The organism is Streptococcus sp. HMSC071H03 (genome assembly GCF_001813035.1).
Taxonomy (GTDB): Bacteria; Bacillota; Bacilli; order Lactobacillales; family Streptococcaceae; genus Streptococcus; species Streptococcus anginosus.
In genome coordinates, this window is the sequence record NZ_KV811162.1 from 105,013 (window position 1) to 118,516 (window position 13,504).

At 40.1% G+C, this 13,504-nt stretch carries 8 protein-coding genes and 2 pseudogenes; all 10 read right to left on the reverse strand.

The window, feature by feature from the left end; genetic code table 11:
* Nucleotides 1-50: 50 nt before the first annotated feature.
* Nucleotides 51-1,391 (reverse strand): hemolysin family protein, encoded by a 1,341-nt coding sequence (locus HMPREF2887_RS05515; RefSeq protein ID WP_021001388.1) that lies wholly within the window; start codon nt 1,389-1,391, stop codon nt 51-53.
* Between the two features lie 116 nt (nt 1,392-1,507).
* Nucleotides 1,508-3,156: pseudogene (locus tag HMPREF2887_RS05520) on the reverse strand (phosphoenolpyruvate carboxykinase (ATP)).
* Between the two features lie 266 nt (nt 3,157-3,422).
* On the reverse strand, nt 3,423-4,727 hold the full coding sequence (locus HMPREF2887_RS05525) for a LysM peptidoglycan-binding domain-containing protein (protein ID WP_084740775.1): 1,305 nt from the start codon (nt 4,725-4,727) through the stop codon (nt 3,423-3,425).
* Nucleotides 4,711-4,989 (reverse strand): hypothetical protein, encoded by a 279-nt coding sequence (locus HMPREF2887_RS05530; RefSeq protein WP_084740778.1) that lies wholly within the window; start codon nt 4,987-4,989, stop codon nt 4,711-4,713. Before HMPREF2887_RS05530 ends, HMPREF2887_RS05525 begins: the two co-directional genes overlap by 17 nt.
* 1 nt (nt 4,990) lies before the next feature.
* Nucleotides 4,991-5,221, reverse strand: a complete 231-nt coding sequence (locus HMPREF2887_RS05535) for a hypothetical protein (RefSeq protein WP_022524853.1) — start codon at nt 5,219-5,221, stop codon at nt 4,991-4,993.
* Nucleotides 5,222-5,224: 3 nt separating this feature from the next.
* The gene (locus tag HMPREF2887_RS05540; protein ID WP_084740781.1) at nt 5,225-5,548 is read right to left on the reverse strand and encodes a hypothetical protein; all 324 of its coding nucleotides are present in this window, start codon (nt 5,546-5,548) and stop codon (nt 5,225-5,227) included.
* A 20-nt stretch (nt 5,549-5,568) separates the two neighbouring features.
* On the reverse strand, nt 5,569-6,672 hold the full coding sequence (locus HMPREF2887_RS05545) for a hypothetical protein (protein WP_186821901.1): 1,104 nt from the start codon (nt 6,670-6,672) through the stop codon (nt 5,569-5,571).
* A gap of 197 nt (nt 6,673-6,869) precedes the next feature.
* Complete coding sequence (locus tag HMPREF2887_RS10305; protein WP_084740787.1) at nt 6,870-9,965, reverse strand: phage tail protein; 3,096 nt, start codon at nt 9,963-9,965, stop codon at nt 6,870-6,872.
* 3 nt (nt 9,966-9,968) lie between these two features.
* On the reverse strand, nt 9,969-11,459 hold the full coding sequence (locus tag HMPREF2887_RS05555) for a distal tail protein Dit (protein WP_261673850.1): 1,491 nt from the start codon (nt 11,457-11,459) through the stop codon (nt 9,969-9,971).
* Nucleotides 11,456-13,504, reverse strand: a pseudogene (locus HMPREF2887_RS10250) (phage tail tape measure protein); the annotation flags it as partial. The gene HMPREF2887_RS05555 and the pseudogene HMPREF2887_RS10250, both read right to left, overlap by 4 nt.

The window sequence follows — 13,504 nt, forward strand, 5'->3', positions numbered from 1 at the left end:
TAAAAAGTAAAGTAAACTTATCAATTTTTGAAAAACGAAAGAAGCTGAGACTATTTCTCAACTTCTTCCTCTTCTTCTACTATTTCAGAAACTTCTACTTTGAGCTTTGTCACACGTCCATTTTTTACCTTATCATTGGTTAAAATGAGCTTTTTGCCCTGACTTTCCACTTCATAACTCAAACGCTCTTTCACGTCGGGTATCGAACCTACGCCCGTCAAATAATAACCCGCAATGGTATCAACGTCATCACTTTCCAGTTCAACTTCAAAATACTCGTTAAAGTCATTCAAACTCATGGTTCCAAGGACGAAATAAATATGGTCAGAAACCTGATACACCTCTACTTCAGCCTTATCTGTTTCATCATCTATCTCACCGACAATTTCTTCCAGTAGGTCTTCCAACGTTACCAGACCAGACATACCACCATATTCATCTAACAATATCGCCATTTGATTTTGCGTATTCCGCAACTCTGTCAGCAAATCATCCACGAAAATCGTTTCTGGCACAAAGAGCGGTTCCTGCAAAATTTTTCGTAGTACAATATTATCAAAACCATTAGTAAACGCCTCATTTAACAGACGTTTGGTGTGAATAAGTCCAATAACATTGTCTTTATCATCATCATAAACCGGAATCCGTGAAAAGTTCTGCTTCAAAATGCTTTCAATAATTTCCTTGGTATCATCATTGATGTCCACCATAAAAGCATCTGTACGAGGAACCATCACTTCACGCGCCATCATCTCATCTAGTGAAAAAATCCCCTGCAGCATTTCAATTTCATCTGCATCCAATGTTTCTTCACTATTGGTCAGCATATACTCAATCTCATCACGTGTCATTTTCTCATCTGCATCATCAAAAGTCATGGGAGTGATTCGACTGAGCAGATTGGTAGAGGCTGATAAAAGCCAAACAAAGGGACTGACAATTTTTCCCAAAAAGATGATAACTGGCGCTGTACGAACCGCTAGGGAATCTTTGAGGTTCAGAGCGATTCTCTTTGGATATAATTCCCCAAAAACAATAGAAACATAAGTCAAAATAGCAACAGATAAGAAGCTTGCAATCGCTCTTGCTGTCTCAGAATTTCCCATCCAAGAAGCAATTTCCCGACCGAGTGTATTAGCCAAACTAGCTCCTGATAAAATTGTAATCAAAGTAATTCCAACTTGAATGGTGGATAAAAAGTGATTAGGTTTTTCCAAGACTTTCAATAAGCGAATATATTTTGCATCGCCTTCGTCAGCCTTTTGTTCCACACGAGCACGGTTTAAGGATACCATCGCCATCTCAGCTGCTGAAAAAAAGGCGTTTAATAGTGTTAAAACCAATAATAGTAAAGCTTGCAGTAACAAGGTCTGACTGCTAGGGTCTTCCATGAATGTTCTCTCCTCATATATAAGTAATCTTAATTATAGCATACTTTTTGACTTCTTGCACAGGGAGTGTTAAAAAGAAAGTTTAAAGGAGGATTGCAAAGAAGAAAATCGATTGTTTAGGCTTCTAAATTTTGCAGAACTGTTTCCAAGCGTGAAATTGCATCAACAGGAAGTGCCGTTTTAGGGTATTTTTGATTAAAGGCAAGCAAGAAGTTCAGCCGTACTTGCATTCTTTCTCTAAGTAATTGTTTGTAGCGAGCATCAAAATTCGGAATCGGATACCCTTCACATTCCATGTATTCAAAACCCTCCAATGACCCAAATGGTTTAAATTCTACTTCTTCATCAACAATTTTTTCAATAATATTCAAGCTAACTTCTTTTGAAATTCCCTTGCCCATATAAAATCCAGTATTGATGATATAGCAGTCGACACCAGATTCAAAGAGACTACGGAATTTCCGATAATCTTCCACCAAGGGATACACTCTAAATGGATTGGCATAAGGTTCAATCACCAAATCATCATGCTTGCCAATCACATTTTCAGCATTGGAACGCTTGGTCATCAAGGTACAGCCCATAGTAGAAGCCATCAGCGGATCGTTGATTTTGATCAAAGGTGGAAGAGAATCATCTTTCATAATCCAGAAAATGGCTTGGATAGGTTCATCAATTCGATCGACCCGATTTGGCGTTGCAAAACGAGACTTAACTGTCCGACCATTTCCATTTCGAATATCCTCTGTTACCAATTTTTTTAGACCATTGTCATCCAGTGTCACACCACAATTCTGAACTGTTACAAAAAAGTCCTGCTCCCTATGTCCAATGGAATAGTCATTCGTTTTATCAAAATAGGACGGTTCCAGAGCAATGGAAGAGCCATCTTTGACAGAAATAATAAAGGCATCATCATGCAAAACCTTAATATCATATTTTCCATTATGTTTGGCATGCGTCAGCGTGGATTTTCCTGAACCAGATAAACCAAAGAAGGAGGCTACATAGTCTTGCTTTTCAGCCTCTTTTTGTTTAAAGATTTTCAAGCCGCCGTGACAAGCTACATATCCATTTCTAGCAGCGGTTGCCCAAGCTAAGGTTAAAGTCGCTTTTTCAACTCACCAAAGTAATTTAAACCCAAAATAATGACACAATTGTGCTGAGTATCAAAATATACCAATCCTTCAGGATAATCTGGATGCTTCCATTTGGGATCGAAAAAAACAAATATGTCATTTTCATCGTACTTTTTAGAAACTCTCAAACGATTTTTAAACTCTTCATCCAAAATTTGAAAGTTTAAAAGCCAAGAATAAAGATTGTTGATTTCATCTTCAGGAACCATGAGATGAGCACAAGCCATAAAGGCTTCATCTAGCCCTACAACTGCATCTGCCTTATAAAATTTTCGATGATGAGCCTGATAGATTGCACTGCGTACTATCGAAAGCAGCTTCTCATCTTCCTCACTGTCTCTACCAAAAATCCGTCGAGCTTTAGCCGTTCGACCAACAACTGCGCCAGAATTCGTTAATAAAACACGAGCATAAGAAGGTAAGCCCAGTTCCTTCGTATGAATCACGGGCATATCTAAAACAATTGTCCCAGCAGCTGCGGAAGCCAATTGATAAGCTTCTTCTACGGTTTTTATTGCAACAACCTGATTTTCATAAAAAGCTGTTTCAATGATTGCCTTCAAAGGAGAGAAATAAGAAGAATTTTTTCTTATTTCCTGCGGAGAATATTTACGACGTGTTACCATAAGTGTACCTCCTCTATCTTATTAGTTCTATTTTAGCATAATAATTTTATTATATCGACTTAATAGCGGAATAGTTGCCAATAGCTTATATAATAAGGATTTCGAGAGATAATATACACTAAATAATACAGTCATAAACGAAAATAAACGTAGTCAAAACGTAGCCAGTCTTGCCCGCATAGTTGAGAAAGTGATAAGTCTAAAAAGGCTTTATTTTTTTTGCAGCAAAAAAGCCCTTAGGATTTTTCCTAAGAGCTTAGTTTGTCTTAATTTACTCTATAAGTTACGCCTGCATAAATGAGGTCGCTTGACAATCCATTTAGTGCTTGAATGTTTTCTACCGTTGTGCTATATTGAGCAGCAATTCCAGAAAGGGTATCTCCCCATTGTGCTGTATGGTAAGACACATTTTGAGGAGCTGATTGTCCTTGTCCTGTCAGCTTTAGAATTTGCCCTACATAGATATAGTTCGGATTGCTAATTCCATTCAGAGCTGCTAACTGTTGATAAGTCGTGCCATATTGAGCGGCAATTCCAGAAAGGGTATCACCCGACTGTACCGTGTATGAGCCAGACTGCTGAACAGTTGGAGCTTCTGCAGGTTGACTATTAGTAGTAGAGATAATCTCTGCATTTCGTTTGTAAATCCAAGAGTTAATACCTGCTAACAACACTTTATCACCGCTTACTTCTGTTACTTGATAAGACCGACCCTTGACCCAATCGGGGATTCCTTCGCCTGTTGCCCAGTTGGTGGCCGAGAAATTAACCTTGACCGTATCACCGACTTTAATCTCACTTTTTGGTGTATTGTCTGCTTTCTCGCCCTCTTTAATCGCTGGTGTCTGTGTTTTAGGCGTGTTTTTGCGACCGTAACCATTATCTGTGATACCCGTCAAGTCTACATTGCCATCAAGTGCACCTGCAATATAAGTCGATGTAAATTGAAAGATAGCAATTCCCGGAAGAGATGGGAAAAAGTTATAATTTGGTGATGGCGTCACATTGTAATCTGGATAAGCTCCAATCCACAAAGAATTTGGAAATTCGGCTAAAATCCGATTGTAATCCACATGGGCAACTGTATAAGGCTTGTATGAGTAGTACATTGGCGTATAGCCTGCTGCTCTAATCATGCGCATACCATGTAAGATGGCGTTTGTATTTGCTTCTTTGCTAGCGCTCGCTCCGCTCTCATAATCCAGAGCTACGATCGAGCCTTTCGGTGTCTGTACCTGCGGTAAGAAGTTTTTAAGCACTTGTTCGCCCAAAGCAGCATTGCCACCTACTTCATACCAAACGTAAGTGTGAGCACGTTTTCCTTGTGCAATAGCACTTGCTACTTGCGTTTCATACGTTGATTGGCCGTACATACCATATGCATTGATACCGCCGATTTGAATGATGGCAAATTTATCATGACCATAACCAAAAATACCATTCGTACCTTGATAAACAGACCAGTCAACGCCTTGATCGCCTACTGCTGCTTGTGCAATAGTAGGCGCGATAAAACTAAGAGCGAGTGCACCGAAAGCTAAAAACTGTTTAATTTTATTTTTTCGTGTCATCCGTTGTGTCTCCTTTTTTGTTTTTAAAAGCCAGTTCATAGTAGCCAATAGCTGACAGACCAGCAATTAGTCCGCCCCAGCCATAAACGGCATAATCGCCGTGCACAATGGTTGCAGCGTATGCAATCCCTACAATAATGCCTAAACCCAGAGCTAGTGCAGATACTTGCTTGCCATCTAGCTTGAATTGTGTTTTAAAGACATTTACAATCGCTGAAATAATCGGGGCAATAATGCCCGCTGTGATTAAAATTTGTTGCATCTTATTTCTCCTTCTCAATTTTGCTTTCGAGCTTATCAATTTGCTCGTCAAGATAGTTTGTTCTTTCTTCCAAGCGATAGGTTCGCTCTACTACACTATTGTGCTTTTCCACTTTCTTTTCTAATTCCTGAATCCGAAAAGTAGTTATCTTAGCACTAGTAATAATCCCGCCAAATGTTCCGATTAAGGAAGCACTAATTGTCACGACCGCATTTATGACGTCTGGTGCCATACACTACTCCTTCTTAGCAGGGGCATCCCAGATTGGTTCACCCGCTTCGTCAAATTTCATGATATAAAATGCTTTATCAAACATATTTGTAAAGCGGAAAGTCGTAATTGAATTGTTATATCGGTCAAACGCCCAAACAAGCGGTACTTCCACCAATTTACGTTTGCCGCCCACAATTGCGGGGCGTTTTTGTGTTTCTTTGTAAATGTAGTAGTCATCCGTATCATTTTTAAAACGAATAAACTCACCGTTTTCGTCCATATATCTAAGAGCTGTCTGCAAATCAAACGGCTCTGTAATTGTTTCAACATCAAGTAATTCTGCCATATTTTTTCTCCTTTTATTTTTTAATAAGTCCAAATGATTTGGCCGAGGTATGGGATACCTCTTTCTGCGCCTATAATATGTAAATCTCCGCCAACGTTTAATTGAGCTGTTCGATCTTTGTTTCTATCCAAACTCCACGCTTGGACAGGAAACATTTTATTGCTAGGCACGTATTCCTTTGGTATATCTACTAAATGATAAGTACCATCACGGTCAAATTGTAAGTTAAAATCGACCAACACAAGACTGCCTTGCACTTTCCAGCGCACTTTGTTGTTGACCTCGGATTGTTTCCAGTCTGTGTAATTGTTGGCTCTTAAATATAACTCTGCAAATTGACAATCAATAACTAAAGCATCTCTCTCGTCTTCTAACTTTCCAAAATAAATTGTTCCGGAATTACTTCGTATAGAAGGATAAACGCCATTTGCAAGTATCAGTCTTATGTCATGTTCAGAATCGACATTTGCAAAAAGAAGCTGCCCAGAATTTAACCAAACCAGCGGCATTATTGTCGGTTTGACATCGCTCTTCTTATTTCTGCCTGGCCGACCATTTGTTATAACCCCACTATCGGTCAAGAGCGTGCTAGTATCATATGTCACATCTTTGATGATACCCCAAACATCACGAGTGTTTGTTCGTACCCAATGCTTGCGCAAATCAATAAAGCCAGCACTCACTTCGCCTAAATTAGAACTCAAAGCACTCAACTCTTTAACATTTAGTTTATCCGCTGTAATCGCACCATTTACAATCATGTCTGCTTTAACCCTAAGCAGCTTAGCGATAATTTCCACCCATTCCGGATGTTGCGCAATCATACTAGCCAAAGTCTGCCCGTTCACTATTTTCTCAGAGCTAGAAACCAAACCGTTCTCGTCGATTTTGATTTGGTTCTTCTTGACGGTGTTATTGCTTAACTCTTGTACTGACTGTGTAATCTGATTCGCCCGCTGGTCAAATGTGGTTTGCGAGACTTTACTGCCAACCTCTTGCTTAACTGCCGCAAGCTGACCGTCCACGCCTTGCTTGTACTCGGCGAGCTTGGTATCGGTATAATTCTTGCTATCCTCGACTGCTGGCGCCCAGCTTGACGGGATTATATTTGATAATGTGAGCAATGGCTCTGCTATCTTGTAGTGTCCGTTTTGCGTTGTATATAAATAAAAAAAATCCGCGCCTTCAAAATTGGCGTCATTGTCAAATGTGTGCAGAAATTCAACGATGTGCCATTTGTTTCGGGGTAAGTCTCCCAAGTCTTTAAAAACATAAGCTCTATTTTTAGGGTGGTTTTTTAATATAAGTGTTAAGCCTGCATTTATAGTAACATCAGAAAAATGTAAATAGGCATTCTGACAGCGATTGTGTCGCCTTTCTTAAATGCAAGCGTTAGCGCATTTAAGGTAATACCCTTCCACACGTCTTTGTTTTGACCAGTCACAGTGACCTCAATTGAGTTGTGACTGTTATAGTCATTTTGATTGAGTTTTAACGTAGCACCATTTACATTATTAACGTCCGCAAGCGTCTTAAACTCTGTATTTAAGAGTAAGTTACTAGTTCCTGTCCGCAACTCCTCAAAACGTCGATTTACGCCTTTAACGTCTTCGGTATACTGGCTTTTGCCCACGTAATTTTCAGCTGTTTTAATTCGTTCAGCTGCAATCTGCTTAGCCGTCTCTTCTCTGCTGTATTTTTCCAACTCCTCCTTGCGCTTACCATCGTTTGCCACATAAGACTTGACTGCGACCATGTCCGTTCTAAGACCTTCCGCAGTCTTTTCTAACGTGGTCTTAGCAACGGTGATTTGTTTCTCAACATCTTCAGGTGCCGGACTCCAATCGGTCTTAATCGTCCCTCGTTCGACCTTAACTTCCCATACTTTTTTCCGAGCGTCCTTATGATAGGTGTTGACTCGCAAGTGATAAGTTCCAGTCGGTTTGTTCCATATAAAAATCGTACCTGTCGTGCCAGTATTGCTATCGGACACAATCTGATAATTCGTAACCGTCTTATCCATCAACCAGAGCACTACATTATCGCTTTCTCGATTCCCGTTGTGATCGCCGCTAAAAACTCCATCAGTTTTAGCGGAAATCAGATATTTCTCTCCTTTGACCAAATCAATGGAGGTTGATTGCACATACAAGGTTTGATTATCAAAGTCCGTTGGCTTACTGTCGGGTTTAAACTCTCCTTTCGAACCTCTCAACAAATTACGCCCGCCAACACTAATTTGGCTTATCTCCTCTCGAATCCCGTCTGCAGTCTGTTTGACCTCTGTTTTGCTGGCTTTGTCGCCCATTTGCTGGGTTATCCGAGCGAGGTTTTGTTCATTGGATTTCTCGTAAGCGGTTTGTTGGGAGCTGATAGCACCGACTTCTTTTTTTACCTGCTCAATATTAGCGGAGCTTTCCGCCTTTTCTTTGAGCAGATCTGCCTTAACATCGTTTAACCCTTGCTTGGTCTGTTTCATCTCTTGTTCTAGAGCATTGAGAGGAGCTGGGTCTGCCGGGTCACCTTTATCGCCTTTCGGTACAACAATGCTCTTGTTGTCCGAGAACGTCACCTTGACCCCGTCCGCTTGCTTTTCAGCTTTAGCGACCGTGATAGATTTTCCGTCAGAACCTTTCGCACCGTCATTGACGTTGGTAAAAGCTAATTCTTTATGGGCTACTTCCTTACCATTTACAATAGCTATAACTGTTACAGTGAGTGGCTTAGTCAGTCCAGCAGCTTCAACAGTAAATGTTGGAGCAAGTGGAAAATCACGTTCATCTACTTTCCATTTCCAACTAACTTCGGAATCTGGGATGGTTTTCTCTCCTTTGAGCAAGGTAGGATAAATTGTTGATTTTCCTTTATTGTTTTTAAAAACAGTCCCATTATCTGATGCAACCTTAATATCATAAGGTTTTGCTTCTTCCAACATTTCTTCTAGCCGTTGTTGAATGCCAGATGATAATTGATTTTCAAGCGCTTTGAAATTTGCAAAAACGCTTTTATTCGTACCTGTACCAGTAAAGCTGATAGACCTTTCGGACACCCGCATTTCAAGTAACAAAGTAAGAGCAAATCCGTCATCTTCAATCTCTACAGTATCACCCACACCGTATGGCAAGTAACCATCGACTTCATAAGTGACTGCTGGATAACAGCTTTTCCGTAGCATGTCAAGTGCCTTATCGGACAATTCCTCTTGTGTCTCGGCATCAATAGTTGCATCTCGTCTGATCCATTGGTCACTCATCGTATCAGAGGTAAACGCTGCAGGAAACATCTGCATAGAAAGAGGAGCATACAACATTTTTCCTGCTTTATAAAACTCTACTTGTCCGTTTTCATTCTCTAACTTCCAATCTGGCAAATCCGACAAATCAAACGTACTGTCATTGCTATAAGCACTCGTTTTAGAAGTCTTTGAGTGTTTAACTTTAAAAGGCGGTTGCTCCTCTGCCTTTTTCCTCCTGCCGGTTCGTTTTTTGTAGACCGTTGTCATCTCTCGTTCCATAGTCGTAGAGGAAGTTCCATCAGGATTTTTTACAGTCTTAGTGACAACCTGCCCAAGTACGAAACCATCATTTCGTACCCTTTTAGAAGTCGTCGTAACGCTTCCATCAGGATTTCGCACCTTTTTAGTTGTAGTTACACTTCCATCTACATTATGAATGACACTCGTTTTGGTCGAAGTGACCTCTGAACGATTCCCAGTTGGGAGGATAGCATTATAAATCCCTGTTGTATCTACAGTTCGAGTAAGTGAATTAAAATCTCGCCCATATCGTAATACCTTAGACTGTCTTTTACCAACACCTTGATGAAAACCGTCATTTGCATGATAGACATTCACCACAAAGGCTTTGATAGAACTATTACTATTCAAGAATGTTTTAAACTCAATCTCTGCACCAAACTTATTGGCAAGCGATAAAAGCCGAGCCAATTTCGTTTCTTGCCCTTCCCATTCGAGGGTCAACTTCTTATCAGAAATTTCATTCACACCTATCTTAAGCATCGTAAAGTTCAGCAAATCAAGATCCTTACAATACTCTTCAAACGACATATCTTTCAGTGCCTTATAAGGATTGGCATATTCATTGATAAGCTCTAGATTCAAATTGACACAATTTAACTTGATGAGTTTTTCATTTTCAACAACTTTACGAACGATAAAAAGCTGTGTCTCACCTTCGTATTCAAAAGAGATAAAATTTTTCTCATTCAAGAACTGATAAGCACGCTTTGAATATGTATCGGTCGCAAGCTCCTTTTTACTAACTGTAAAGTCAAAAGTAGCCGCACCAGTCTCAAGGTAGCTTGTCCACGTATCATTGAAATAATTCAGTGTCCCCTGCTTATCATTATCAATAGACGCCACCTGTCGTAAATGTGCGTCATGAATTGTTAATAACATTATTTATAAAAACCTTTCTTCAAAATTTACAGTTACAGTAGGCTTTGCTTTTATCCAACTAGAGCAAAACACTTCTAATTGCGATTTTCCCGGAGGAACTTTCAACCACGCAGAACCATGAACTCGATCACTAAATTTGTCTAGATTGTCAACCAGTATTCTATCTTGCTCACTATCTGCCACCACCGTTGAACCTTTCTGATAACGATTCGGTATATCCTCAATCGTATCAATAAAGTCCTTGCGATAAACAATGCTATCAAGATAGGCATGCGTGACCTGCGGCTTGTTTCCAAACGCTCCGATAGCAACATGTATTTTTGCGGACTTGCGCCCTTTAATTTCAGGAATGCGAAACTGTGGGTATGTTCCCCACCAGTACACTTGCACCATATCGTCACGACGTAATAAATCCGACGAACCTCTAGGCTCATTAAATGGGTTCTGGTCTTCTCGGTGTGTACCCCAAAAAAACCACTGATTGATAAGTTTGTATCCACCTTTTCCGTTAGAAGCTAAGAAATTGTACTCACACCCCAAACCATTCGACCTTTTGATTGTTTCAACACCATATAAAAACTGCCCCTCTGTATCAGAGACAGAAATTTTTATAAATCCGAGCTGGTTTGCTGCGCCAAGCCAGAAGATTTGCCGCCACCAAATGTATTCATGAAGTGCGCCACGCTGACCGGTACTGTCAAGAGGAATTTCCCAACTGACCGAACCTGCATTATTTGGTCGCGAGCCACTTCCACGAGTCGTAAGAGTTATATGAGGACGTCCCCAAGTATTGTCAATAGCAAGCGTACCATTTAGGTTTTGAGACAAATCATTCAAAATAGCAGCATTCTTTTGCCCTTGTTGAAACCCCTTGACAATGCCATTGTTAGAGACATAATCAAATAGGATTTCAGATTTTTGAACAGTCTGTGTATCCGCTTCTTCTCTATTTCCTAGCTCTAAAGCTCCGCTGGTATTGACAAAGCCGAGATAACCATTCTCTGCATTATGCTTTACCGTAATGATAGGATAAGCATCTACATTGCCATTGTTTTCCAAATCAAAGACGATTTTATCCCCTACTTCTTTAGGCTTATAAAAACGCCGATAAGTAGTAGAATGAGCTACCCCATCAGGTACGAGAAAAGTAATCGTCCCCTCTGAAAATAGTCCCTTACTTTCTTTCATTTTGATTTCCCCAGTCACGATAGCTAGATAATACTTATCCGGTTCATCGCTAAATTCTAGGCGCTTCACTTCACTAAAATGAAAGATACTAGCTAAATCATGCTTAATTTTGTTTCGATCAAATCCCCAAATAGAAAAATCAACAACAATAGTCTTTGAGCTTATCTTAAAATCTTGAACATTCTGCCCCAAAAAAGGAGCATCATTTAACGTAATACTCCTTTCGTTTCCTATATCTCGCTGTATATCACGAACAATGATGTCAAGCTCTTGCCCGTTGTATTTCATAATCAATTTTCTACTCAAATAAATTTTCCTTTCAGCATCTGTTGCAATTTCTCTTGGTCGCTTTGAATGTCAGTCAACTTCTGTCCCATTCTTTCACCATTTAGATAGACATTATTATCTTTTTTTAATATCTTTTCTAGTAGTTCTGTTAAGCTATCACGCAAAATAGCAATCTCGGATACCACTTGACTGGTATCGGACTGCTGCTTAGCACTTGCCGGGCTCTGATTAGATTGAATAATAACAGATTGTACAGCGTCCATTTGTTTAAAGAGTGGAGAATCCTTAGAATATCCCACACCATCTTTGTATTGCGGAAATAGCCTTTTTGTCATACTAGCCCGCAAAACCTTAGACCCTTTAGGCAACGGGAACAAGACATTCCGCCCTTTTGGAATAAAGGATAGTCCATTTGGTAGAGTAACCAGCTCACGATAGTTAGGGCCTCCCTCGTCATTGACAACAGCAAGTCCCCCTGGGTGATGATCCGTACCACGAGCGTATCTGCCAGCTGCAACATTCGCAATGAAATTTCCTGTTACACTCGCCAACTTACTTGCGATGCCGGATATAACACCAGAAGCATTATCTATAGCTGTGATTGTTGTAAATGTTTGTCCTGGTATTGTAGATAATTGCCACTTAGCACTTGTAACTGCTGCCCCCGTCACATCGGTTGCGTTAATATCAGCTGCTTTCGTTTGCTTCACGCTGTTGATCGCTGCACTAGCCGCATTCGCTTCCCCTTGCGTATTATTTCTAGCGTTGATATATACGGATTGATACTGTTTCACTGCATCTATCGTATTTTGAGCTTCTTGCGCAGGTAATGCTGTATTATTCGTAGCATCAATTGGAATTGTTGTCCCTGTTAAAGTTTCAACCGCCCTACGAACTGTCTCGATATTTCCACTAGCTAAATCCTCAACCATTAGCTTTTGCTGGGTCGGTGTCATCAGATTCCAAGCATCCAAAGCGTGTTGAGCGGCTTCGGCACTATTGAGAAAGTTTTCGCTATCCCCTAAAATCTTTTTGACCTGCTCGGGCATGGCATTCCATGCTTCAAGCATCTCCTTGCTATTGAGAATAGCTTCAATCGCAGGCTTACCGTCCGTGATGAGTTTCTTATCTTCTGGTTTGAGATTGTTCCATTGACCCGTAGCCACCAATGCTTCACCAATCGCAATTTTTGCATTTGTTTTCAGATTTGCTTCTTTGACAACAAATTTCATGGCTTCCCAACCGCCTTCGGCTTGGAGTGCCTTTTGAATTTCTTCTTGAGCGTTGGTTTTCACCTTACCTGTCTTAGCATCCCAAACCATCGCATTCCATTGCGTATTAGCAAGTTTTCCGGCTGCAGTAGTTTTCTCTGTCGTCTTCGCCCACAACTCACTTTCTTCTTGAATTTTAGAAGACGCATTCGAAAACTTATTAACAAGTTCATCATAAGAGAGCCCTAACTCATTAGCATTCCTTTTCATTTGATCCAAAAGTGCTTTTTGAGCTTCCGGTGTAGATTTGCTCAAAGCTGTTTCAGTTAATTTTTGTTGTATTTTAACCCATTTTTCACCGTAAGCATCCATCTTGGCATTGTGTTCTGCTTCTAATGTTTGCATTTTAGTTCGGATTTCTTCACGAGCTTTTAAAGCAGCTTCATCTTCTCCACGAATATCATCATAAAGTTTTTGTAAATTACTTTTACGCTCTTTATAAGCCTTGTTTTCATCCTTAATCCAACCCTCAACGACTTTCTTAGCCTTTGAAATTTGACTATCATTGAGTTCATCTAGCTGTCCATTCATAGCCTTAGTAATAGCGATTTTCTCATTACCAGAATATTTCATCAAGCTCAATTGCGTTTTGATAAGTTCGTTCTGGTTTGCCAAGACAACCGCTTTTTCTTCTGCAGTCAATTGACGATGTTGTTCACTAGCATTTTTGTAGATGTTAATAACTTCATCCGACATCTGCTGAACATTGTTTTTTATCTGCTCAGTCTGATTTGTTAAGGTGTTAATTGTTTCTTGGCTAATTCCTAGCTTTTCAGCTAGCTTAACTTTTTT